Raw genomic sequence first — 22,223 nt, 5'->3', positions numbered from 1 at the left:
GTCCTCGGTAACCTGCGGGCATGCGCCTCTCCCCTTCTCGGCGCGTGTTCGTCGCGGCCGCCGTGGTCGTGGGCGCGCTCGTGGCCCCCGCCGTCACCGCTGCTCCGGCGTCCGCGACGCAGTACCCGACCTGGCAGGACGTGCAACGGGCGAAGGGCGACGAGCAGACGAAGGACGCCGAGATCGGCCGTGTGCAGGCGGCGTTGCAGGCCGCGCAGTCGGCGGCCGCCACGAAGTCGCAGGCCGCACTCGTCGCCTCGGAGGCGGCGGACGACGCCGAGGCGGACCTGACGGCCGCCACCCAGGCCGCCACGAGCCTCCAGTCCCAGGCCGACGCGGCGGCGAAGACCGCAGCCCGCGCGCAGCAGCGCGCCGGCCAGTTGGCGGCGAACCTGTACCGCGACGGCAGCTCCAACGAGATGACCACCCGGATCGCGACCGCGAAGGACCCGGGTCAGCTCCTCTACCAGCTCGGCGCGCTCGACCAGTTGTCGTCCACGTGGGCCGGGGTGATGGACGACGCGTCGGTCGCGGCGAAGACCGCGTCCTCGCTGCACGCGCAGGCGACCCGGGCGGAGCACGAACGGGCCGACCTGGCGGACGCGGCCGAGACGAAGGCGAGCGCCGCGAAGGACGCCGAGGCGGCGGCGAACGCGGCCGTCGACGACACGCAGCAGCACAGCGACGAGCTGTACGCCCAACTCGCCTCGCTCAAGGACACCACCGCGAAGACCGAGCAGCGGTACGAGCTCGGGCAGAAGGTGGCCGCCCAGAAGGCCGAGCAGCTGCGGAAGCGCCAGGATGCAGCGGCGCGAGCGGCGGCGGGCTCCAGCGGGAGCGCCGACGGTGCGACGAGCGGCGGGTCCGGGACGTCGTACCCGAGCACCGGCGGGGTCGTCGTCGACCCGGCGGGCGCGCAGGCGTACGCCCGGAGTGCCCTCGCCTCGTTCGGCTGGGGACAGGACCAGTTCAGCTGCCTGCAGTCCCTCTGGACGCAGGAGTCCGGCTGGCGCGCCAACGCACTCAACGCCTCGAGCGGCGCCTACGGCATCCCGCAGTCACTGCCGGCCGACAAGATGTCCGCCGCCGGTGCCGACTGGCGAACGAACGCGGCCACCCAGATCAACTGGGGACTCGCCTACATCAAGAGCGCCTACGGGTCGCCGTGCGCGGCGTGGGGGCACGAGATGGGCGTCGACCCGCACTGGTACTGAGCCTCCGGCGCGGCGCCGTCGCGACGGCGCTGCGCACGGAATCCGCACCGCGCCGACGTCGGCCTCAGTGGCCGAGGCCGCCGAGCAGCGAGGCGAAGTCCACCGACGCGGGGAGCGCGTCGGCCTCCTGCGGGGTCCGTCGGGAGGCGCGGATCGCCCAGGCCAGGTCGACCCCGGCCCGGCGGATGCGTCCGTCCAGGGCGGCCGAGTCCGCCTCGCTCCCCCAGTCGTCGGTCGCGGCGAAGACGCCGGTCGGGACGATCGCTGCGCGGAGGTAGGCGAAGACGGGCCGCAGCGCGTGGTCGATCGCGAGCGAGTGCCGTGCGGTCCCACCGGTGGCACCGAGCAGTACCGGCATGTCGGCGAGCGCGTCCTTGTCGAGCACGTCGAGGAAGGACTTCGCGAGCCCGCTCACGCCGGCCGTGAAGATCGGCGTGACGAACACGACGGCGTCGGCTTCGACGACGGTCGCCATCGCCGAGGAGAGGGCCGGGGCCGCGAACCCGGTCAGCATCGCGTCGACGATCTCGTGGGCCAGCGGACGCAGTTCGACGTGCTGCACCGATGCCGCTCCCCCCTCGGCGGTGATCGCGGCCACGGTCGACTCGCTCAGGCGGTCGGCGAGCAGGCGGGTGGAGCTGGGCTCGGAGAGCCCGGCGGAGACGACGGCGATGGTGGTCACGGCGATCCTGCCTTTCGATGCGTTTGCATGAACATACCACGCAACGGCTTCCTGGACGCGGGCATTCCCGGCGGCGCGGCCGGGGGTCGGGCGGTGGCGGAAACGGAGAACGCCCCGGTCCTCGTGACGAGGACCGGGGCGTTCGGGTCGAGCGTGGTTCGGTCGACTAGCGACGCAGGCCGAGGCGCTCGATGAGCGCACGGTAGCGGCTGATGTCGACGTCGGAGAGGTAACCGAGGAGACGGCGACGCTGACCGACCATGAGCAGCAGACCACGACGCGAGTGGTGGTCGTGCTTGTGCTCCTTGAGGTGCTCGTTCAGGTCGTTGATGCGACGCGTCAGAACGGCGACCTGGACCTCGGGGGATCCGGTGTCGCCCGGGTGGGTCGCGTACTCTTCGATGATCTCCTGCTTGACCTTCGCGTCAAGTGCCATGGATGATCCCCTCTCTGTCCGTTGCGCGGTGCCCGTGCCTGATGCACGAGCGCTCTTTGTCCGCGGCCGTTCGACGGCAACCGGAGAAGCCTACCAGAGCCGGGGCCACGAGTGCGCTGCCGCGGGCCGTCAAGCGGTGCGGGCGCGCAACCGGCGGCGGCGCGGCGCCGGCAGCAGGCTGCGCACGAGTCCGACGACCGTGGCCCCGAGCAGGCCGCCGAGCCCGTTCGACAGGACGTCGCGCGGGTCAGCCACGCGGTACGGCAGGTACACGGCCTGTGCGACCTCGATGCCGGCGGAGAGGCCGACGCCGATCACGGCGCCGAGGAACCACCAACGGCGCGGCAGCCAGAGCGCCGCCAGCATGCCGACGGGCACGAACATGGCGATGTTCGCCAGGAACTCGGTGCGTTCGTAGGTGAACCACGTGCCGTGCGGCAGCTGCTGCACCCATGCGAGCGCGTGCAGCACGAGGGAGTTCTGCGCCGCGGTGAACACCTGCGGTGTGAGGGTCATCCGCCAGATCACCCAGGCGTACGCCGCGGTCAGGGCGAGGAGGAGGAGCTTCCGGAACATCCCGCCAGTCTGCGGCACGGTCCTGGCAGGAACCACCACCAGTCCTGGGGGAACGCCCGACGACGACGCCGGCGGGGGTCCCCGGGACCGGCAGGGAGGACAACGGGACCGGCGGACCGAGCGGGCCGGGCCGGGATCCGGGCGCGTCCCCGGCCGGCACGCGTCCGGGTCGGGGCTGGTCGCGCCACCGTCGAACCTGCGAGCATGGGCGCATGCCGAGTCTCGAGGGAACCCGTGCACACCGCAGCACCGGCCGGCGCCAGTGGCTGTGGCTCGGGGTCGCGGCCGTCGTGCTCGCCGCGCTCCTGACCGCCTTCGTCCTCGTCGTCCCCCGCCCCTCCGGAGGCGACGGTCGCCAGGTCGCCGAACGGAGGTCCGCGGCCGAGGCGTTCCCCGGCGGGCTCGCGACGCAGCCCGCCGACGAGAACCAGCCGCGGCGACGCGAGACCCAGGCCCGTGCCGACGGCCAGGACGGCACGGCCGCGAAGATCGCCGTGATCGCCGACCAGCCGATCGCCACGTGGCTGACCGACACGTCCGTCTCCGAGACGCGCGAGACCATCCGGGACGTCGTCCGGAGCGCCGAGCGGCAGCACCGCACCCCGGTGTTCGTCCTCTACAACGTGCCCGACCGGGACTGCGGCAGCTACTCGAAGGGCGGGACCGCCGCGGACGCCTACCTGCCGTGGGTCCGGTCCGCCGTGCGGGCGATGCAGGGCTCGAAGGCCGTCGTGCTCGTGGAGCCGGACGCCATCGCGCAGATCCAGGTGTGCAAGCGGCTCGCGGCGGACCGGCTCCCCCTCCTGCGCAAGGCGGTCGGCGCGCTCACCGGCCACGGGCTGACGGTCTACCTCGACGGCGGCAACGAGAACCGCGTCCCCGTCGCCACGATGGCGAAGTGGCTGCGCGAGGCCGGCGTCGACCGGACGCAGGGCTTCTTCACGAACGTCTCGAACTTCTACCGTGTCGACCAGGAGCGCGCCTACGCCGACCGGCTCGCCGACACGATCGGCGACGACCCGCACTTCGTCATCGACGTGTCGCGGAACGGCACGGGGTGGCGCGGGACCTGGTGCAACCCGGACGGCGCCGGCCTCGGGCAGGCGCCGCACGTCACCCGCGGGACCACCCGCCTGGACGCCCTGCTGTGGGTGAAGACCCCCGGCCTGAGCGACGGCACGTGCAACGGCGGACCGGCCGCCGGGCAGTGGTGGGAGTCGTACGCCCTCGGGCTCGTGGAGAACCGGGCGCGCGACTGAGGACGCGACGGCGTCGGGCGTGCGGCTCCACACGGGGCCGGGCGTTCGGCTCCACGCGGAGCCGGGACGCTGTCGGTACCCGGTGGTTGCATGAGCGACATGACCTCGACCGGCCGCATCCACTCCGTCGTCCCGCCGTACCTGCTCCGCGCGGTCGCCGCCGCGCCCGACTTCCCCCGGGCCGCCGAGGGCGCTCGGACCGCCCTGGCGTCGCTCGACACCGTCCAGGCGCCGAAGCACGAGCACCTCCGCGCGGCGCAGGGCGTCAGCGGCACCGTCGACCGCTCGCCGCAGCGGACCATCTCCGACGCCCACGGTTCCACCACGCTGCCGGGCACGCCGGTGCGCCACGAGGGCGACGCGGCGTCCGGCGATCCCGCCGTCGACGAGGCGTACACCGGCCTCGGTGACACGCACGCGTTCTGGCTCGAGGTGTTCGACCGGGTCTCGATCGACGGCGCAGGCCTCCCCCTCGACGCCACCGTGCACTACGGGCAGGACTACGACAACGCCTACTGGGACGGCAGCCGGATGGTCTTCGGGGACGGGGACGGCGAGGTCTTCCGCCGCTTCACGATCGCCGTCGACGTCATCGGCCACGAACTCGCCCACGGCGTCACGCAGTACACCGCCGACCTGACCTACCAGGGACAGTCCGGTGCCCTCAACGAGTCGATCAGCGACGTGTTCGGGTCGCTCGTCGCCCAGTACGCGAAGCGACAGACCGCCGAGCAGGCGTCCTGGCTCATCGGCGAGGGGCTCTTCACCGACGCCGTGCACGGGGTCGCCCTGCGGTCCATGAAGGCCCCCGGGACGGCGTACGACGACCCGGTGCTCGGGAAGGACCCACAGCCCGCGACCATGGCCGGCTACGTCGACACCACGGAGGACCAGGGCGGCGTGCACACCAACTCCGGCATCCCGAACCACGCCTTCTACCTCGCGGCGACGGCCATCGGCGGCAACGCCTGGGAGGGCGCCGGCGCCGTCTGGTGGGACGCCCTGAGCTCCGGGGCGGTCACCGCCTCGGTGGACTTCGCGGGCTTCGCGGCCGCCACCGTCGACGCCGCCGGATCGCGCTTCGGTGCCGGATCAGCGCAGCACGGCGCCGTGCAGGACGCCTGGCGCACGGTCGGCGTCCTCGGCTGACCCGGGGTCGCCCGACAGCGGTCCCCGGCGTACCGTCGGCACCATGCACATCGACGTCCGCCGCTCCGGGGGCTTCGCCGGCACCACGCGTCGCTGGCAGCTCGACACCGACACGTGCTCGGACCCCGACGGCTGGTCGGCGCTGCTCGCGGCGCTCCCCCGGGACGCCCCGACGTCGGACCAGCCCATCCCGGACGACTTCACGTGGACGATCACGTTCGAGCAGACGACCGTGACGATCCCCGGACGGCTGCTGGACGGCCCGTGGGCCGACCTGGTCACACGGGTGCGGTCCGAGGGCGACCAGGGCTGACGCGCCGGGCACGCGCCGGACGGACCGCGCCGTGCGCCCCGCGCGGCGGTGTCAGGCCACGTCGACGACGGTGAGCCGGCGCGTCGGCCGGGTCATCGCCACGTAGACCGCCGCCGCCGCCCGTGCGGCGTCCGAGCCGACGCGGTCCGGGTCGACGAGCAGGACGCCGTCGAACTCGAGGCCCTTCGCGTCCGCCCCGGTCAGCACGGTCACCGACCCCGGCCGTGGCGACCCGAGGGACCGGACGTCGGCGTCACTCCGCGCGAGCCGCTGCCGGACGGTGTCGACGTCCGCCTCGGGCACGATGACGCCGATCGTGCCGCTGCCGATGCGCTCGCGTTCGTCGTCGACCACCCGGGCGACCGTGTCGACCAGGTCGTCTCGGGCGACGGTGAGCCGCTCGACCGGGTCGCCGTCGCGGACCGCTTCGTTCCGGGTCACCGTGAGCCCGGCACGGTCGGCGAACGCCCCCGCCGCCTCGACGATCGACCGCGGGGTGCGGTAGTTCACCGTGAGCTGCTCGATGCGGTGCTCGACCGGGATCTGCGGTGCACGACCCCGTCGCCGCCGCGCGAGCGCCCCGAGCACGTCGTCCCAGGTGCGGGCCGCCCCCGGGGAGGAGCCCTGCGCCATGTCGCCCACGATGGTGAAGGAGCGCAGCGGGTTGCGTCGGGCGAGGATCCGCCACTGCATCGGGGAGAGCTCCTGCGCCTCGTCGACGACGATGTGCCCGTAGGTCCACTCGCGGTCCTCGGCTGCGCGCTCGGCGGTGCTCCGGGCGTCCCCGCCCTCGGCGAAGGACCCGGCAACCTGCTCGGCCGTGACGATGCCCTCGACGCCCATGTTCTCGATCGCCTGGCGTGCGTTCTCGATGTCGCGGTTGCGACTCGCCTTGGCAGCGCGCTTCGCGGCGCCACCGGTCGGGTCGAACGGGCCGAGCAGTTCGGCGGCCTCGTCGAGGAGCGGGACGTCCTCGACCGTGAAGCCCGTGCCACGCGCGCGCTCGAGGAGCGCCCGGCGCTCCGGGGTCCAGTGGGGGGTGAGGCTCGCGAGCCAGTTCGGCCGGGCGTAGAGGTCCTCGAGGAGCTTCTCCGGGGGCAACGGCAGCCACGCGGTGTTCAGCAGGACGCGGGCGTCGTACGACGACCGGATGTCCTCGCGCAGCACCTTCTCGTCGGCCTCGTCCACCGCGGTGCCGCGTTCGCGGAGCTGGTCGGCGAGCAGGCGCGTCATCGCGTCGAGCGCGATCTTGTTGAACGTGACGCGGGCGGCGTTGTGCGGCTTGCCACGGTCCTGCGCGCGCTTCATGGCGTCGGCGACGAGCCCCGGCGGCACGACCAGCCGTTCGCCCTCGACGTCGAGCGTGACGGACTCGGTGGGGACCACCTGACGGGACCGGACGGCCCGGCGGAGCAGTTGTGCCATCTCGGCGTTGCCCTTGACGGCGGCCACCTCGCGGCGGTCGTGCTTCGTGGCGCGGACCCCCGGGTACAGGGACCCGAGGGACGCCATCACGACGCCGGTCTCACCCAGCGACGGCAGCACCTGCTCGATGTAGGTGAGGAAGGCCGGCGACGGGCCCACCACGAGCACCCCGGACCCCCGGAGGCGCTCGCGGTACGAGTAGAGCAGGTAGGCCGCCCGGTGGAGCGCCACCGCCGTCTTCCCGGTGCCCGGACCGCCCTGCACGATCAGGACGCCCTCGAGCGGGGAGCGGATGATGCGGTCCTGCTCGCCCTGGATCGTCGCGACGATGTCCGTCATCCGGCCGGTGCGTTCCGCGGTGACGGCCGCGAGGAGCGCGCCCTCGCCCTGCAGGTGGGTGCGCTCGTCGTCGTAGAGGGTGGCGTCGAAGACCTCGTCCTCGATGCCGACGACGTGCCGGCCGTCGAGCGTCAGGTGCCGACGTGCCCGCATGCCCATCGGATGAGCGGCGGTGGCCTGGTAGAACGCGCTCGCACCGGGGACGCGCCAGTCGAGCAGGAGCGGTCGGTGGTCGGCGTCACGCAGTCCGACGCGGCCGATGTAGCGGAAGGCGTCCTCGGTGTCGTCGGGCTCGCTGACCTCGAGGCGGCCGAAGACCAGTCGGTCGCCGACGCGGTCGAGCGTGGCGATGGTGTCCTCGTAGAGCCGGGCGAACGCGTCGCGTTCACTGCGGCTCTGGTGGTTGCCGCCGACGGCCTGCCGACGGGTCTCGGCGAGTCGTTGTCCTGCTTCGGCGGTCAGTTCGTCGAGTCGGGCGAAGAGCCCGTCCACGTAGCCGCGCTCGCGGTCGATCTCGGTCGGTTCGGACACACACAACCCTTCGGGAAAGAGGGGTGTCCAGTGTAGTCCCGCGGGACCGACACGACCGACGACGGAGGCGCGGTACCGACCGGCACCGCGCCTCCCGTCCCCGGAACCAGGTTCCGCAGGGGTCTACATCTCCTCGTGCGTGTCCGGGTCGGCGTCCCAGAGCCGCCCGCGCTCGAGCGCGGAGATCGCGGCGACCTCGTCGTCGGTCAGCGCGAAGCCGAAGACGTCGAGGTTCTCGCGCTGGCGTGCGACGTCGCCCGACTTCGGCACCGGCACGGCACCGAGCTGGACGTGCCACCGCAGCACGACCTGGCCGGGGGTGACCCCGTGGGCGGCCGCAGCGTCGACGATCGGCTGCTCGCCGAGGAGCTCCGACTGCTTGGCGAGCGGGCTCCAGCTCTCGGTGACGATGCCGAGCTCCTGGTGCACCCTCCGCAGGTCGGCCTGCGGGAAGTACGGGTGCAGCTCGACCTGGTTGACGGCCGGTGCGACACCCGTGGCGTCGACGATGCGGCGCAGGTGCCCCGGCGTGAAGTTCGAGACGCCGATCGAGCGGACCTTCCCGCTGTCACGGAGGTCGACGAACGCCTTCCAGGTGTCGACGAACTTGTCCACCGACGGGTTCGGCCAGTGGATCAGGTACAGGTCGACGCTGTCGAGGCCGAGGTTCCCGAGGGTCTCGTCGATCGACCGGTGCGCCTCGTCGTAGCCGTGGTGGCGGCCCGGCAGCTTCGACGTCACGACGATGTCCTCGCGCGCCACCTCGGACTCGCGGACGGCCCGTCCGACGGCGTCCTCGTTGCCGTAGTTGAGCGCCGTGTCGAGCAGCCGGTAGCCGCTCGTGATCGCGGCGCCCACGGCCGCAGCGCCCTCGTCGCCGTTCAGCCCGTAGGTGCCGAGGCCGAGCTCCGGGAAGCGGTGGCCGTCGTTCAGCTCGATCGTCGGCGCGCCGACCTGCATCAGCGCACCCCGAGCAGGTCGATGACGAAGATCAGGGTCTTGCCGGACAGGAAGTGGCCGCCGCCGGCCGGGCCGTAGGCGAGCTCCGGCGGGACCACGAGCTTGCGGCGTCCGCCGACCTTCATGCCGGGGATGCCCTCCTGCCAGCCGCGCACGAGCGCTGCGAGCGGGAAGTCGATCGGCTCGCCGCGGTTCCAGGAGCTGTCGAACTCCTCGCCGGTCTCGTACTCGACCCCGGCGTAGTGCACCTTCACGGTCGATCCGGCCGAGGCCTCGTCGCCGGTCCCCTCGACGATGTCGGTGACGACGAGCTCGGTGGGGGCCGGGCCCTCGGGGGCGTCGAACTCGGGCTTGCTGTTCAGGTCAGTCATGTCAGCCAGTCAACCAGAGAGCGCGGTCCCGGCTCCGCAGACCCCGTCCGGGCGGACGAGGCCCCAGAATGGTTCCACCGTGACATCATCGATCCCCCCGCAGGACGCACCGCCGCGCCGCCGCATCCTCGCCGACCTGACCCCGCTCCGCCGCTCCCCCGCGTTCGCCCGACTCTGGGCCGGCACCGCGATCGCCGGCATCGGCACGCAGATGACGACCGTGGCCGTCGGTCTCGAGGTGTACGAGATCACGCACTCGACCTTCGCCGTCGCGCTCGTCGGCGTCATCGCCCTGCTGCCGATGATCGTCGCGGGGCTCTACGGCGGGATGCTGGCGGACGCGTTCGACCGGCGCACCGTCGCGGTGGTCTCGTCGATCGTCGCCTGGGCCGCGGTCGCGTTGATCGCCACGCACGCCTGGCTCGGGCTGCACAGCGTCGCGCTCCTCTACGTCCTGGCGACGGTGAACGCGGTGGCTGCCACGGTCAGCAACGCCGCACGCTCGGCGATCGTGCCCCGTCTGGTCGGCACCGACCTGCTGCCCGCGGCGAGCGCCCTCGGCGGGATCGCGTCCGGGTTCCAGGTCACCGTCGGCCCGGCGGTCGCCGGGGTGCTCATCGCCACCGTGGGCTTCGCGCCGACGTACACGATCGACGTGGTGCTCTTCACCGCTGCCTTCCTCGGCGTGTTCACCCTGCCGCGGATGGCCGCCGACCACGACGCCCTGCGCCCCGGGCTCGGTTCGCTCGTCGAGGGTGCGCGCTTCCTCCGGCGGTCGCGGAACATCACCATGACGTTCGTGCTCGACATCGTCGCGATGACGTTCGGGCAGCCGCGCGTGCTCTTCCCCGCGATCGGCGCGCTGGTCATCGGCGGTGGGTCCATCACGGTGGGCACGCTGACGGCCGCCTACGCGATCGGCGCGCTGCTGTCGAGCGTGTTCTCGGGTCCGCTCGGCCACGTGCGGCGGCAGGGCGAGGCCGTCGGCTGGGCGATCACGGCCTACGGCGGCGCGATCGCCGCGTTCGGCGTGGTCATCGCGCTGGCCGGTGTGCTCGGCGGTCGCTCCGGCGAGTCGTTCTCCGTCGGCATCCTGCCCGCGCTCGGTCTCGCGGCGCTGTTCCTCGCCGCCGCGGGCGGTGCGGACAACGTCAGCTCGGTGTTCCGCAACACGATCCTGCAGGCGGCGTCGCCGGACGGCATGCGCGGGCGTCTGCAGGGCATCTTCATCGTCGTCGTGACCGGTGGCCCGCGGCTCGGCGACCTCTACGCGGGCCTCGTCGTGGCCGCGGGCATCGCGTACCCGCCGGTCATCGGCGGTGTGCTCATCGTCGGCCTGGTCGCGCTGCTCCTCCGCCTCGTCCCGTCCTTCCGTCGCTACGACGCGCTGCACCCGCACGCCAACTGACCGGAGACCCGGGGACGGCAGCGAGCGCCGGACGCGACAAGCCACCGGCCGGGAGGCGCGTCGCGGCGCCGCCCCGCGCCTCCCGACCGTCAGGTGTCGGGTACCGTACAACGCATGCCGGACAGCGCATCGCGCGACCTCCAGCGGACCGGGGTCCGCGCGGTCGTCCGGCGCACCTACCACTCGGTCATCCGGCACCGCGTCGTCGACGCGGCGGCGTCCCTGACCTTCTTCGCGCTGCTCACGGTCTTCCCGACGACGCTCACCGTCGTCTCCGCCCTGTCCGTCGTCGACCGGCAGGGCGACAGCCTGACGGACATCATCCAGGTGCTCGGGTTCATCCTGCGACCGGACACCGCGGAGCACCTCGAGGGGCCGCTCCGTCAGCTCCTCACCCTGGACAACCCGTGGCTCGGCTTCGCGATCGGGGTCGTGCTGACGCTCTGGTCGCTGTCCGGGTACGCGACGGCGTTCGGACGCGCGATGAACACCGCGTACGAGGTCGAGGAGGGCCGGCGCATCTGGAAGTTCCGCAGCATGATGCTCCTCGTCACGCTGCTCGTCATGGTCGGCGGCGCGATCGCGATCGTCATCCTCCTCGGGACGCCGACCGTCTCCGCCGCCGTGATCCACCAGCTCGGCTGGGCGGAGTGGATCGACGACCTCTGGAACGTGGTGAAGTGGCCGGTCCTCGCGGCGGACCTCGTGGTCATGGTCGCGACGCTGTACTACGCGACGCCGAACGTGAAGACGCCGCAGTTGCGCTGGGTCTCGGCCGGTGCCGGCTTCGCGATCCTGACGTGGGCACTCGCGACCGTGGGCTTCTCGGTCTACGTCGAGACGATCGGCAGCGGCGGGAACAAGGCCTACGGGTGGCTCGGCGGCGCGCTCCTGCTGCTCGTGTACCTGTACATCTCGAACTTCGTGCTCGTCGTGGGCGGTGAACTCGACTCCGAGGTGATCCGGATGCGGCAGCTGCTCGCGGGCATCGAGGCGGACGAGTCGATCCGGCTGCCGCTCCGCGACGTCACCCGGAACTTCACGCTCGCCCGCTGGCGGGACCAGGACATCGCGGCGGCACACCACGTGCGGACGGCGGCGGCACAGCGGGCCGAGGAGGACGCCGAACCGCCGACCCCCACCGCGGAGCACCTGCGGGAGCTGTCGCAGCAGGTGCGCGTCGGCGAGCGCCAGCTGCCGTAGGACCCAGCACGCCCGGGGGTCAGCGCTCGCGCGCCGCCCGGTCCAGCATCTCCTCGGTGACGATCGGGATCGCACCCGTCGCGAGCTCGATCCCGGACAGCCGCGCGGGGCTGAGCACGCGCTGCACCTGGTCCTCCTCCATGAGCCCGGCCGCCGTGACGAGGGTCGCGATCGGCGTCGAGGTCGTCAACGCGGTGTGGGCGATCGACGCCGCGGCCGCGTAGCCGATGTACGGCGTCAGGGCGGTGACGACGCCGACGTTCGTGTCGACCTGCGCCGCGAGCTTCGCCTCGTTCGCCTGGATGCCGCTCACGCAGTGCTCGCGGAGCGTCGCGCAGCCCCGCGCCATCCACTGCAACGACTGCAGGATCGAGTGCGCGATGATCGGCTCGAAGGCGTTGAGCTGGAGCTGCCCGCTCTCGGCCGCCATCGTCACGGTCGTGTCCGCCCCCGCGACGGCGAACGCGATCTGGTTCACCACCTCGGGGATCACCGGGTTGACCTTCCCCGGCATGATCGACGACCCCGCCTGACGCGCCGGGAGGGTGATCTCCCCCAGACCGGCCTGCGGCCCGGAGGCGAGCAGTCGGAGGTCGTTGCAGATCTTCGAGAGCTTCGCGGCGCTCCGCTTCACGGTGCCGGACAGCGTCATGAAGGCGCCGGCGTCGCTCGTCGCCTCGATGAGGTCGGGTGCGGTGACGATGTCGAGTCCGCTGGCGATCTGCAGCTGGCGGCGCACCTCGTCGCGGTACTGCGGGTCGGCGGTGATGCCGGTGCCGATCGCCGTGGCCCCGAGGTTCGTCTCCGCCAGCAGCGGCATGACCGTGCGGAGGAGCAGCACGTCCTCCTGGATGGTGTGCGCGAAGCCGGTGAACTCCTGCCCGAGGGTCATCGGCACCGCGTCCTGCAGCTGGGTGCGGCCGACCTTCAGGACGTCCTGGAAGGCGCGGCCCCGCTCGGCGAAGGCGGCGGAGAGCAGCTCGAGCTCGCCGACGAGCCGCTGCACGCCGAGGATCATCGCGAGCTTCACACTCGTCGGGTAGGTGTCGTTCGTCGACTGGCTCCGGTTCACGTGGTCGATCGGGTGCAGGTACCCGTAGTCGCCCTTCTCGCGGCCGAGCAGTTCGAGGGCCCGGTTGGCCAGCACCTCGTTCGTGTTCATGTTCGTGCTCGTGCCCGCGCCGCCCTGGACGACGTCGACGACGAACTGGTCGCGCAGACCGCCGTCACGGACCTCCTGCGCGGCACGGTCCACGGCGTCGGCACGCTCGGCGTCGAGCACCCCGATCGCCTTGTTCGCGCGGGCGGCGGCCTGCTTCACCGTGGCGAGCGCCTCGATCAGGTCCGGGTACACCGCGATCGGCACCGACGTGATCGGGAAGTTCTCGAGCGCACGGAGGGTGTTGATCCCCCAGTACGCGTCGACCGGCACCTCGCGCGCCCCCAGGGAGTCGGTCTCGGTACGGGTCTGGGCTCGTTCGGGGATCTGTGCTGCTTCGTTGCCGGTCACGCCCACGAGGCTAGCCCGTCCGGCCGGTCGGGTCCGGGCCGCGGCTCACCGGGCGCGTCGCGGCGCACGTCCACGACACGCGTCACGTGGTGGCGGTGCGGGGCGACGGACGGGAGGCGCGGTGCGGGCCCGCACCGCGCCTCCCGGATCCGGTCGGTGCGACCAGCGCGTCGCCCGCCGTCGCGGACGACGAGCGGGCCGCGACCAGGGTGCGAGCCGCGCCCGAGGCGCGGGTCGCCGTCAGTGGAACTGCGGGACGATGAGGTAGATGCCGTAGAGCACCGCGGCGCCGGAGACGACGAAGCACGCGACGGACAGCGCCCGGAACCAGCGGACCGCCGCCGTGACGTTCGACGGGTGCGGGAAGCCGACCGTCGCCGGGCCGATCGTGCCGTCGTCCTTCACGGTGAACTTGCCGGCCCGGGTGTCGGCGGTGCTCCAGAAGCGCAGGCCGATCGAGTAGACGGTGACCACGAAGCACGCGCCGACCAGCGACACGATCGCGACGGTGAGGAAAGCGAACCAGTCGATGCCCATCAGCGCCGGCCTCCCTTGCGTCCGGCCATGCGGCGCAGGGTGCGCTCGCGGCTCAGTTCGGCGCGACGGGCGGCGACCGTCTCCGCGCGCTTCTTGCGCTGCAGGTCGCGCAGCTCCTTGCGGGTGAACACGGCGTTCGCGGCCACGTCGACCTCGATCGCGGCGGCCTGCTCGTGCGGCTTGCGGAGCGACCAGAGGTACAGCCCGAGGATGACCACCGCACCGACCACCGCGTCGATGACGAGCCCGACGACGCCGAAGCGGGCGATGCCCGACGCGACGGCGCCGACCGCGGCCGCGGCGGGGAGCGTGATGAACCAGGCGATGACGATCTTGCCCGCGGTCGACCACTGGATCTTCGACCCGCGGCGACCGAGCCCGGCACCGATGATGGAGCCGGAGGAGACCTGCGTGGTCGACAGCGCGAAGCCCAGGTGGCTCGACGCCAGGATCGTGGCGGCCGTCGACGCCTCGGCCGCGAAGCCCTGCGTCGCACGGATCTCGGTGATGCCGGAGCCGAGCGTGCGGATGATGCGCCACCCGCCGGTGTACGTGCCGAGCGCGATCGCCAGGGCACAGGCGACGATGACCCAGAACTGCACGCCCTGGTCGGTCGACTGCGCACCGGAGGCGATGAGGGTCAGCGTGATGACGCCCATGGTCTTCTGCGCGTCGTTCGTGCCGTGCGCGAGCGAGACCATCGAGCTGGTGAAGACCTGGCCGATGCGGAAGCCGCCGCGCTCGTTCGGGAAGACCGGGCGCCGGGTGATCCGGTACGCGATCCGCGTCGACAGGAAGGACACGAGCGCGGCGATCACGGGCGACAGGAACGCCGGGATGATCACGACGGTCAGGAGCGCCGCGTAGTTCACCGCCTGGAACCCGGCACCGACGATCGCGGCGCCGATGAGCCCGCCGAACAGCGCGTGCGAGGACGACGACGGCAGCCCACGGAGCCACGTGATCATGTTCCAGACCACCGCTCCGATGAGTCCCGCGAAGATCATCTCGGGGCTGATCGCGACGCCACCGGGTCCCTCGTTGATCAGGCCGTGCGAGATCGAGGTCGCGACGGCCGTGCTGAGGAACGCACCGATGAGGTTCAGCACCGCGGCGACCGTGACGGCCACCTTGGGCTTCATCGCACCGGTTGCGATCGGTGTCGCCATCGCGTTGGCGGTGTCGTGAAAACCGTTTGTGAAGTCGAAGAAGAGGGCCAACGCGATGACCAGGACGACTATGAGTGTGATGTCCACCGCGGGCAAGTGTCCCAGGCCGACCGCCCGAGGGCAAACCCTCCCGTTCACCTCGTGTTCACACGACCTGCGGAGTCGTTCAGCTTTCGAACCATTCCGATGGGAGAATGGACGGCATGGACACCGTCGAGCTGCTCATCCTGTTGGTCGGATCGCTCACGGTGACCGGGTTCGCCCGGGCCAAGGGACTCCCCGCGCCGCTCCTCGTGACGGCGGTCGCCCTGGCGGCGTCGTTCCTGCCGGGTCTGCCACCGATCGAGATCGACTCCGAGGTGATCCTGACGGTCATCCTGCCGCCGCTGCTCTACTCGGCGGCGCTCGACGTGTCGTGGCAGAGCTTCCGGCAGTCGATCAAGCAGATCCGCCGTCTCGGCATCTTCCTCGTCATCGTCACCGCGCTCGCGGTCGGCCTCGCGGCGTACATCATCATCCCGGACATGGACTGGCCCGCCGCGATCCTGCTCGGCGCGATCGTCGCCCCGCCGGACGCCGTGTCCGCCGCCGCGATCGGCCGGAAGCTCGGCCTCCCCCGCCGTGTCATGACGGTGCTGTCCGGCGAGAGCCTGATCAACGACGCCGCGTCGCTCACTCTCGTCCGGGTCTTCACGCTCATCGCGGCGGGGACGTCGCTGACCATCTGGCAGGACCTCGGCATCTTCGGGCTCGCGATCGGCGTCGGCCTGGCCGTCGGGATCGTGCTCGGTGTCGCCGTGCACTGGATCCGGATGCGCATCAACGACCCCGTGGTCGAGACGATCATGAGCATCCTGTTGCCGTTCGTCGCGTACATCCTCGCCGAGGACCTCTCCGGCTCGGGGGTCATCGCCGTCGTCACCGCCGGCCTGTACATCGGCTACAACTCGCCGAAGGAGGGCTACGCGACGAGACTGCAGGAGCGCCCGCTCTGGACGAGCATCGACGTGATCCTCGAGGGGTTCGTCTTCGCCCTCATCGGCCTGCAGCTCAACACCGTCGTGCAGGACCTCGTCGAGAGCGAGCGGAGCCTCGGGCAGACGCTCACCGCCGCCGCCGTGGTGCTCGTGGTCGTGATCCTCGTGCGGCCCCTGTTCGTCTTCGAGTCCTACGTGCGCAACCGCTTCAACGGCCGGTGGTTCCGACCACTGCGCGTGCGGCTCTCCCGCGGCCACCCGTCCCTCCGGTGGATGCGGGGGTCCGCCGAACCGAAGCTCAACTGGCGCGAGCTCACCGTGATCTCGTGGACGGGCATGCGGGGCGTGGTGACCCTCGCCGCCGCGGTGTCCGTCGTCGCGAACCCCGTCGACATCAAGGCGCAGGACACCATCTTCGTGATCGCGTTCATCGTCACCGTCGGCACGCTCCTGCTGCAGGGCCTGACGCTGCCCTTCGTCATCCGCGCGCTGAAGGTCCAGGACCCCGCCGAGGGCGAGGAGGACGTCCGCAGCGAGATGCGGCTGAACCAGCGCACCACCGAGGCGGCGATCGACCTGCTCGAGCGCCGGCGCAGCCACTGGTCCGCGCAGTACGGGGACCAGGCGGTGGACTCCGTGGTCAACCGGCTCAAGGCGCGGCTCGAGCGGCAGGCCGAGACGTTCCGGCGCGACGCCGAGGAAGAGGAGGACGAGGAGCGGAACGCCCCGGTCCGCCTCCGCGGCGCCCAGATCCAGGACATCCGCCGTGAGCTCCTCGACCGTCGGCGCGAGATCGTCCTCGAGGAACGCGAGAAGGGGAACCTCGACGAGGAGGTCATGCGCCGCGTGCTCGTCACGCTCGACGCGGAGGAGCTCGCGATGGACTCGGCGCAGGCGTCCCGCAGCCGATCCTGACCGGCGCACGCGCAGTCCACCCGGCGTACCCTGGCGTTCCGACCAAGAACAGGAGCGCATCGCCGAGTGAGCACGCCGCGGAACGACGTCCCCAGGAACAACGACCTCCCGGATCGTGACGGGGGGCCGCGGCAGGTCCCCACCCCAAAGCAGCGCGCGACCCGTCCCTCCACCCGTGGCGGATCCCGGCCGCGCCGCGGTGCGCCCGTCGCCGGCACCCGCCCGGCCCGCGCGGGCGGTCGACCCCGGCAGGCCCCCGTCCCCGAGCCGCAGCACCACGGTCGCTACCGCCGCTGGTACGGCACGCTCCACCCGTCCCTGCAGCTCATCGGCCTGCAGCTCTGGATGCCGCTCTTCTTCATCGTCGGCTTCTGCCTGTGCTACGTCTTCGCGTTCCACGCCCCGCACCCGCACGACGTGCCGGTCGCCCTCGTCGGGAGCGACCCGACCTTCGTCGCCGCGGTGCAGAAGGCGCTGCCCGGCGAGTACGTGTTCCACGTGGTCGACTCGCTCGCGACCGCGAAGCGGGACGTGGTCGCCGGCACCGTGGCGGTCGCCTACGACCCGGCCACGAACACGATGTTCAAGGCCAGCGCGCACCAGTTCCAGGTCGCCTCGCTCGTCCCCGCGACGCTGAGCACCGTCCTCACCGGGATCGGCGTCGCGGCGCCGACCGTCACCGAGCTCGCGCCCCTGCCGGCCTGGGACGAGTACGGCACCGTCGCGATGTACGTCATGCTCGCGTGGTGCATCGGCGGCTACATGGTCGCCATGTTCATCGGCATCATGGGTGGCCCGCTCCGGCACCGCACCCGCATGGCGGTCATCGTCGTCGGCGGGCTCGTCATCGCGCTCATCACGAACACGCTGGCGGGCCCCGTCCTCGGCGCGATCCACGGGCACTGGGTCGAGCTCGTCCTCATCGCGTGGGGCTGGATCGTGGCGATCGGTCTCGCCGTCAACGGACTGAGCTACTTCGTCGGCCGGTTCATCGCCGCCCCCGCGATGATCTGCTTCGTCTTCCTGTCGATGCCGTCGTCCGGCGGCGCCTACCCGAAGTGGTTCATGCCGGAGCCGTTCGCGTGGCTCAACCACGTCGTCGTGGGCTCCAGCATGGTCGACATGATCAAGCACCAGGTCTACGGCGTCGGCCCCGGCCCGGCCCGTGGCCTGATCACGATGGGCTGCTACGCCGCCGCGGGCCTCGTGCTCATGTACTTCGGCAAGATGTGGTGGGAGCGCCGGCGCATCCGCGCGATCCTCTCGGGCCGCACCACGATGTTCCAGGACGCCCAGACCGCGAACCGCGAGTTCCTCGGCAAGGAGCGCGACGCCGAGCTCGAGCGGAACGGCCTCACCTCGACCGAGACCGGCACGCTCAGCGTCCTCCGCGACGACGACTGGGAGGACGCCCGCGTCGGCGGCGACGTCTTCACCGGCGGCCGCGACGGCCTCGAGACCGAGACCACGCCGACCGGCCGGATCCCCGTGGTGCGGACCGGGGACCGCTCCGGTCCCGGCGGTCGCCCGGGAGGCGCGGGCACCGGTCCACGCACGCGTCCCGTCCCGCGCACCGACGGATCCCGAGCCACGGTCCGCTCCGACGCCTCGGCTCGCGGCGACCGGACCGAGCGCTCCGACGGCAGCCGGTCGGACACCGCCGGCGATCGTCCGCACGGTCGGCACGCGGACCGCTGACCGGGGGTCGGGTGGCCGTGCGGCCGGGGGCCGGGGATCGGCGGCCGGGCGGTATCCTGGGCGCCATGAACCCCCGCAACGCCTGGCACCGCGTCCTCGTCACCGTCGTCGTCGTGTTCCTCGTGCTGACGGTCGGCTTCTACGCCGCGAGCGTCCTCCTCGCCCCGGCCGACGGACGGAACGTCGCCGGCCTCTTCGTCGGCTGGGCGATGTTCGCGATGATCGGCGCGATCGTGTTCGGGATCATCGACTTCTTCGTGCGCCCGCTCGGGGGCCGGAGCGGCGACGCCGAGGTCATCGCCGCTGCCGAGGAAGCCCGGACCGGCAGCACCCGCACCCAGACCCGCTGAGTCGCGTCGGCCGGCAGCGGTCAGAGGCCGGTGCCGCTGAAGCCCGCCACCGTCGCGTTGTCCTCGGCGAACGTGAACCGCGCCCGCACCGAGCCGCCCGCGAGCACCCCCGGCAGCCAGTACCGCGCGTCGTCCCACATCGCGTCCCAGGGCACGGCGTCGACCGGGACCCAGCGCGGCTCCAGCTCGTCGCTGCCCGTCGGGGTGCCCTGCCAGCGGCGGCAGACGAAGACGTCCGAGACCTGGGACCAGGACGGTCGGTACGGGAACCGGTAGTCCAACGTGCCCCGCGCCTCCAGGTCGGCAGCCGCGATCCGCAGGCCGACCTCCTCACGCACCTCGCGCACCGCGGCGTCGACGGCCGACTCCCCCGGCTCGCGCTTGCCGCCCGGACCGACCAGCCGCCCGGCACCGAGGCCGCGCCGCTTCTCGCCGAGGAGGACCCGCGGACCGGTCCCGTCGTCGCGCACCAGGTAGACGACCGCCACCGGCGGGTGCTGGTCCTTGGTCTCGTCGCGCACGGTCACGCGTCCAGTCTGACGGAAGAAGTGGCGTACGCTTTTTCCATGGCAGGCGTGCTGCGGGGGCACCATGGCTGAGTCCCGGCGGACGGGGCGCAGCCTCGAAGTGCTGCGTGCCGAGGCCGCCGAGGAGATCTCGATGCTCGTCGAGCACCGGAGCCGTCAGGGCGAGGACCCGTGGGAGTTCATGCCCACCCTCCCCACCGTCGACGAGCAGGTCGTGCTCATCCTCCGGGCGGACGCCGTCGAGCTCGACGACGCGATCGGCAAGCGGAGCGCGCAGTGGTCGTCGCACCCCGCGTCCGGCCAGGGCACGCGGATGGGCGAGGAGTACCACCGGCTGCGCCGCATCGCCCTCCAGCACCCGGAGCTCACCCCCGCGGTGTGGAAGCTGATGGGTGCCCTGCCCGACGCCAGCTGAGCTGCGGTTGGATGGGGCCATGACCGAAACCGTCCTCGCCGTCCTGAACCAGCCCTCGCGTGACGCAGCGCCGCACGATCCCGCCGCCGACGCGTTCACGTGGGCGAAGCCGCTCGAGGAGCACGTCCAGGTACAGGACCTCGGTGTCACTCGGGGCGACGGCGTCTTCGAGACCATCACCGTGGTCGACGGGCATCCGCAGGCGCTCGAGGCCCACCTCGCGCGCTTCGCCCGCTCCGCCGCGAAGCTCGACCTGCCCGCGCCGGACACCGACGCCTGGCGACAGGCCGTCGAGGCCGTGTGCGCCCGCCTCGACCCCGTGCGCGAGGCCTTCGCGAAGACCGTCCTCACCCGTGGCGTCGAGGGCACGGACCGGCCGACGGGCTGGGTCTACGCAGCACCCTCGGGCGACTCCACCGCAGCCCGCACCGAGGGGATCTCGGTCGTGACGCTGGACCGCGGCTACCGGCACGACGTCGAGCGGACGTCACCCTGGCTGCTGCAGGGCGCGAAGACGCTGTCCTACGCCGTGAACATGGCCGCCCTCCGCGAGGCCGCCCGCCGTGGTGCCGACGACGCGGTCTTCGTGTCCACCGACGGCTACCTGCTCGAGGGCACCCGCGCCAACCTCGTCCTGTCAGTTGGCGGACGGCTCGTCACGCCGCGCACCGACATCGGGATCCTCGACGGCACGACGCAGGCCGACGTCTTCCGCTTCGCCGAGCAGGAGGGGATCGAGACCGCCTACGAGCTCCTCACGCTGGAGGACCTGCGCACCGCTGACGCCGCCTGGCTCGTGTCGAGCGTGCGGCAGGCGGCACCCATCCGGTCCGTCGACGGGACGGACCGGGCGATCGACGCCGAGCTCACGACCCGCATCAACGACTTCCTGCTCGCGCGCGAGGTCTGACGGACCGCCGCCGGGCTGCGGCGGCGATGACGGACGGGAGGCACGGTGCCGGCTGGCACCGTGCCTCCCGTCCGTGGTCCGGTCGCTACCAGCGCGGCGTGGTGACGCCCTGTCCGTCGGCCCAGGTGAAGACGGACACACCGTCGATCCACACGCGCGTCGCGCGGCTGGTGGCGTCGAGCGGGTCGCCGTCCCAGAGCACGAGGTCGGCGTCGTAGCCCTCCGCGAGCCGACCGACCCGGTCGCCGAAGCCGAGGAAGTCCGCCGGGTTCGTGGTGAGCGCCTCGAGCGCCGTCTGGCGGGGCAGCCCCTCCTTCACCGCGGCGGTCGCCTGGTCGACGAGCATGTTGATCGGGACGACCGGCGCGTCCGTCGTGATCGCGACGCGGACGCCGGCGGCGGCGATCGCGGCGAGGTTCGGGATCCCACGGTCGCGCAGCTCGACCTTCGAGCGGCTCGTGAAGAGCGGACCGTAGATGACGGGGATGTCCTTCTCGGCGAGGACGTCCGCGATCTTGTGCGCCTCGGTGCCGTGGTTGACGACGAGGCGGTAGCCGAACTCCTCGGAGAGACGGATCGCCGTCGCGATGTCGTCGTGACGGTGCGTGTGCTGGTCCCACGCGAGCTCGCCGTCGAGGACGCGGACGAGGGTCTCCTTCGTCAGGTCGCGGGCGAAGGGCTCGTCCTTCGCGGCGGCAGCATCGCGGGCCGCACGGTAGTTCTGCGCCTCGACGAAGGCGTCCCGGATGATCTTCGCGACCCCGAGGCGGGTCGAGGGCGTCTGGCCCTTGCCGCCGTAGACGCGCTTCGGGTTCTCCCCGAGGGCGCTCTTGATGCTGACGGCGTCGGAGATCAGCTGCTCGTCGATGGTGCGGCCGCCCCAGGTCTTGATGGCGACGGTCTGGCCGCCGATCGGGTTGCCGGAGCCCGGCTTGACGACGATCGAGGTGATGCCACCGGCGAGCGCGTCGCGGAAGCCCTCGTCGTCGATGTCGATGGCGTCGATCGCCCGGACGCCCGCCATGTTCGGACCGGTCATCTCGTTGGTGTCGTTCCCCGCCTCGCCGTTCGCCTCCTCGTGGATGCCGACGTGGCCGTGCGACTCGACGAACCCGGGGACGAGCCAAGCGCCGCCGGCGTCCACGACCTCGAGGCCGTCCGGACCGGTGACGTCCGTGCCGAGGGCGGTGATCCTGCCGTCCTCGACGACGACGGTGCCGTCGAACTCGGGGGCGGAGACGGGGACCACGTGTGCGTTCGTGACGACGAAGGAGTTGCTCATGCCACCACGGTAGCGACCCGCGCCGACGAGCCCTCCCTGCTGGGGACACCGGCGGGCGAATAGGGTG

General features: G+C 72.1%; 22 protein-coding genes. 11 read left to right on the top strand and 11 right to left on the bottom strand.

What is annotated here, in order from left to right; translation table 11 throughout:
- Positions 1-20 precede the first annotated feature (20 nt).
- On the top strand, positions 21-1,214 hold the full coding sequence (locus AAEP86_RS09820) for a hypothetical protein (protein WP_420370351.1): 1,194 nt from the start codon (positions 21-23) through the stop codon (positions 1,212-1,214).
- A 64-nt stretch (positions 1,215-1,278) separates the two neighbouring features.
- On the opposite strand, the gene AAEP86_RS09815 is transcribed toward AAEP86_RS09820, so the two are convergent.
- The 3 genes from AAEP86_RS09815 to AAEP86_RS09805 all read right to left on the bottom strand — a co-directional run bounded on the left by AAEP86_RS09815 (position 1,279) and on the right by AAEP86_RS09805 (position 2,908).
- On the bottom strand, positions 1,279-1,902 hold the full coding sequence (locus tag AAEP86_RS09815; RefSeq protein WP_420370469.1) for a CE1759 family FMN reductase: 624 nt from the start codon (positions 1,900-1,902) through the stop codon (positions 1,279-1,281).
- Positions 1,903-2,062: 160 nt separating this feature from the next.
- On the bottom strand, positions 2,063-2,332 hold the full coding sequence (gene rpsO / locus AAEP86_RS09810) for a 30S ribosomal protein S15 (RefSeq protein WP_058742593.1): 270 nt from the start codon (positions 2,330-2,332) through the stop codon (positions 2,063-2,065).
- Between the two features lie 129 nt (positions 2,333-2,461).
- Positions 2,462-2,908: a VanZ family protein gene (locus tag AAEP86_RS09805; RefSeq protein ID WP_420370350.1), complete on the bottom strand. Its 447-nt coding sequence runs from the start codon at positions 2,906-2,908 to the stop codon at positions 2,462-2,464.
- Between the two features lie 212 nt (positions 2,909-3,120).
- Between AAEP86_RS09805 and AAEP86_RS09800 the strand changes: the two genes are divergently transcribed.
- From AAEP86_RS09800 to AAEP86_RS09790, 3 genes are all read left to right on the top strand, one after another.
- The gene (locus AAEP86_RS09800) at positions 3,121-4,167 is read left to right on the top strand and encodes a glycoside hydrolase family 6 protein (protein ID WP_420370349.1); all 1,047 of its coding nucleotides are present in this window, start codon (positions 3,121-3,123) and stop codon (positions 4,165-4,167) included.
- A 99-nt stretch (positions 4,168-4,266) separates the two neighbouring features.
- Positions 4,267-5,316, top strand: a complete 1,050-nt coding sequence (locus AAEP86_RS09795) for a M4 family metallopeptidase (RefSeq protein WP_420370468.1) — start codon at positions 4,267-4,269, stop codon at positions 5,314-5,316.
- A gap of 43 nt (positions 5,317-5,359) precedes the next feature.
- Positions 5,360-5,629, top strand: a complete 270-nt coding sequence (locus AAEP86_RS09790; RefSeq protein ID WP_420370348.1) for a protealysin inhibitor emfourin — start codon at positions 5,360-5,362, stop codon at positions 5,627-5,629.
- 51 nt (positions 5,630-5,680) lie between these two features.
- On the opposite strand, the gene AAEP86_RS09785 is transcribed toward AAEP86_RS09790, so the two are convergent.
- The 3 genes from AAEP86_RS09785 to AAEP86_RS09775 all read right to left on the bottom strand — a co-directional run bounded on the left by AAEP86_RS09785 (position 5,681) and on the right by AAEP86_RS09775 (position 9,255).
- Positions 5,681-7,924 carry a HelD family protein gene (locus tag AAEP86_RS09785; protein WP_420370347.1) on the bottom strand — a complete coding sequence of 748 codons (2,244 nt, stop codon included), beginning with the start codon at positions 7,922-7,924 and terminating at the stop codon, positions 5,681-5,683.
- 123 nt (positions 7,925-8,047) lie between these two features.
- Positions 8,048-8,884, bottom strand: coding sequence for an aldo/keto reductase (locus AAEP86_RS09780; protein ID WP_420370346.1), 837 nt, complete (start codon positions 8,882-8,884; stop codon positions 8,048-8,050).
- Positions 8,884-9,255 carry an FKBP-type peptidyl-prolyl cis-trans isomerase gene (locus tag AAEP86_RS09775; RefSeq protein WP_420370345.1) on the bottom strand — a complete coding sequence of 124 codons (372 nt, stop codon included), beginning with the start codon at positions 9,253-9,255 and terminating at the stop codon, positions 8,884-8,886. The genes AAEP86_RS09780 and AAEP86_RS09775 overlap by 1 nt, the downstream gene beginning before the upstream one ends.
- Positions 9,256-9,334: 79 nt before the next feature.
- On the opposite strand from AAEP86_RS09775, the gene AAEP86_RS09770 reads away from it, so the two are divergent.
- Both AAEP86_RS09770 and AAEP86_RS09765 read left to right on the top strand, forming a co-directional pair.
- Entirely contained in the window at positions 9,335-10,663 is a 1,329-nt protein-coding gene (locus tag AAEP86_RS09770; protein ID WP_420370344.1) for an MFS transporter, read from the top strand.
- Positions 10,664-10,777: 114 nt separating this feature from the next.
- Positions 10,778-11,866 (top strand): YihY/virulence factor BrkB family protein, encoded by a 1,089-nt coding sequence (locus AAEP86_RS09765; protein WP_420370343.1) that lies wholly within the window; start codon positions 10,778-10,780, stop codon positions 11,864-11,866.
- Positions 11,867-11,885: 19 nt separating this feature from the next.
- Here the strand turns inward: AAEP86_RS09765 and AAEP86_RS09760 are convergent, their stop codons facing one another.
- The 3 genes from AAEP86_RS09760 to AAEP86_RS09750 form a co-directional block, all read right to left on the bottom strand.
- Positions 11,886-13,376 carry an aspartate ammonia-lyase gene (locus tag AAEP86_RS09760; RefSeq protein WP_420370342.1) on the bottom strand — a complete coding sequence of 497 codons (1,491 nt, stop codon included), beginning with the start codon at positions 13,374-13,376 and terminating at the stop codon, positions 11,886-11,888.
- Positions 13,377-13,616: 240 nt separating this feature from the next.
- On the bottom strand, positions 13,617-13,913 hold the full coding sequence (locus AAEP86_RS09755) for a hypothetical protein (protein WP_420370341.1): 297 nt from the start codon (positions 13,911-13,913) through the stop codon (positions 13,617-13,619).
- Positions 13,913-15,169 (bottom strand): inorganic phosphate transporter, encoded by a 1,257-nt coding sequence (locus AAEP86_RS09750; RefSeq protein WP_420370340.1) that lies wholly within the window; start codon positions 15,167-15,169, stop codon positions 13,913-13,915. Before AAEP86_RS09750 ends, AAEP86_RS09755 begins: the two co-directional genes overlap by 1 nt.
- Positions 15,170-15,285: 116 nt before the next feature.
- Here AAEP86_RS09750 and AAEP86_RS09745 point away from each other — a divergent pair, with 116 nt between their 5' ends.
- The 3 genes from AAEP86_RS09745 to AAEP86_RS09735 all read left to right on the top strand — a co-directional run bounded on the left by AAEP86_RS09745 (position 15,286) and on the right by AAEP86_RS09735 (position 19,022).
- Positions 15,286-16,974: a cation:proton antiporter gene (locus AAEP86_RS09745; RefSeq protein ID WP_420370339.1), complete on the top strand. Its 1,689-nt coding sequence runs from the start codon at positions 15,286-15,288 to the stop codon at positions 16,972-16,974.
- 66 nt (positions 16,975-17,040) lie between these two features.
- Positions 17,041-18,672 carry an ABC transporter permease gene (locus AAEP86_RS09740; RefSeq protein WP_420370338.1) on the top strand — a complete coding sequence of 544 codons (1,632 nt, stop codon included), beginning with the start codon at positions 17,041-17,043 and terminating at the stop codon, positions 18,670-18,672.
- A gap of 65 nt (positions 18,673-18,737) precedes the next feature.
- Positions 18,738-19,022, top strand: coding sequence for a hypothetical protein (locus AAEP86_RS09735; RefSeq protein WP_420370337.1), 285 nt, complete (start codon positions 18,738-18,740; stop codon positions 19,020-19,022).
- A 20-nt stretch (positions 19,023-19,042) separates the two neighbouring features.
- Here the strand turns inward: AAEP86_RS09735 and AAEP86_RS09730 are convergent, their stop codons facing one another.
- The gene (locus AAEP86_RS09730) at positions 19,043-19,549 is read right to left on the bottom strand and encodes an 8-oxo-dGTP diphosphatase (RefSeq protein ID WP_420370336.1); all 507 of its coding nucleotides are present in this window, start codon (positions 19,547-19,549) and stop codon (positions 19,043-19,045) included.
- Between the two features lie 64 nt (positions 19,550-19,613).
- Between AAEP86_RS09730 and AAEP86_RS09725 the strand changes: the two genes are divergently transcribed.
- Both AAEP86_RS09725 and AAEP86_RS09720 read left to right on the top strand, forming a co-directional pair.
- The gene (locus AAEP86_RS09725; protein ID WP_420370335.1) at positions 19,614-19,964 is read left to right on the top strand and encodes a tryptophan synthase subunit alpha; all 351 of its coding nucleotides are present in this window, start codon (positions 19,614-19,616) and stop codon (positions 19,962-19,964) included.
- Positions 19,965-19,983: 19 nt separating this feature from the next.
- A complete protein-coding gene (locus AAEP86_RS09720; protein WP_420370334.1) occupies positions 19,984-20,874 on the top strand; it encodes an aminodeoxychorismate lyase in 891 nt (296 codons plus the stop codon).
- Positions 20,875-20,959: 85 nt separating this feature from the next.
- Here AAEP86_RS09720 and AAEP86_RS09715 read toward each other — a convergent pair whose 3' ends face one another.
- Positions 20,960-22,156, bottom strand: coding sequence for an amidohydrolase (locus AAEP86_RS09715; protein ID WP_420370333.1), 1,197 nt, complete (start codon positions 22,154-22,156; stop codon positions 20,960-20,962).
- Positions 22,157-22,223 lie beyond the last annotated feature (67 nt).

Origin of the sequence: Curtobacterium sp. L1-20 (assembly GCF_048755855.1) — a bacterium.
Lineage (GTDB): Bacteria > Actinomycetota > Actinomycetes > Actinomycetales > Microbacteriaceae > Curtobacterium.
The sequence above is the reverse complement of the archived record's forward strand: the minus strand, read 5'-3'. Positions and strand labels throughout refer to the sequence as shown.

Coding starts and splice junctions, on each gene's coding strand:
- AAEP86_RS09820 (WP_420370351.1), top strand. CDS start 21: ATGCGCCTCTCCCCTTCTCGGCGCGTGTTCGTCGCGGCCGCCGTGGTC.
- rpsO (WP_058742593.1), bottom strand. CDS start 2,332: ATGGCACTTGACGCGAAGGTCAAGCAGGAGATCATCGAAGAGTACGCG.
- AAEP86_RS09805 (WP_420370350.1), bottom strand. CDS start 2,908: ATGTTCCGGAAGCTCCTCCTCCTCGCCCTGACCGCGGCGTACGCCTGG.
- AAEP86_RS09800 (WP_420370349.1), top strand. CDS start 3,121: ATGCCGAGTCTCGAGGGAACCCGTGCACACCGCAGCACCGGCCGGCGC.
- AAEP86_RS09795 (WP_420370468.1), top strand. CDS start 4,267: ATGACCTCGACCGGCCGCATCCACTCCGTCGTCCCGCCGTACCTGCTC.
- AAEP86_RS09790 (WP_420370348.1), top strand. CDS start 5,360: ATGCACATCGACGTCCGCCGCTCCGGGGGCTTCGCCGGCACCACGCGT.
- AAEP86_RS09780 (WP_420370346.1), bottom strand. CDS start 8,884: ATGCAGGTCGGCGCGCCGACGATCGAGCTGAACGACGGCCACCGCTTC.
- AAEP86_RS09775 (WP_420370345.1), bottom strand. CDS start 9,255: ATGACTGACCTGAACAGCAAGCCCGAGTTCGACGCCCCCGAGGGCCCG.
- AAEP86_RS09765 (WP_420370343.1), top strand. CDS start 10,778: ATGCCGGACAGCGCATCGCGCGACCTCCAGCGGACCGGGGTCCGCGCG.
- AAEP86_RS09755 (WP_420370341.1), bottom strand. CDS start 13,913: ATGGGCATCGACTGGTTCGCTTTCCTCACCGTCGCGATCGTGTCGCTG.
- AAEP86_RS09745 (WP_420370339.1), top strand. CDS start 15,286: ATGGACACCGTCGAGCTGCTCATCCTGTTGGTCGGATCGCTCACGGTG.
- AAEP86_RS09735 (WP_420370337.1), top strand. CDS start 18,738: ATGAACCCCCGCAACGCCTGGCACCGCGTCCTCGTCACCGTCGTCGTC.
- AAEP86_RS09725 (WP_420370335.1), top strand. CDS start 19,614: ATGGCTGAGTCCCGGCGGACGGGGCGCAGCCTCGAAGTGCTGCGTGCC.
- AAEP86_RS09720 (WP_420370334.1), top strand. CDS start 19,984: ATGACCGAAACCGTCCTCGCCGTCCTGAACCAGCCCTCGCGTGACGCA.
- AAEP86_RS09715 (WP_420370333.1), bottom strand. CDS start 22,156: ATGAGCAACTCCTTCGTCGTCACGAACGCACACGTGGTCCCCGTCTCC.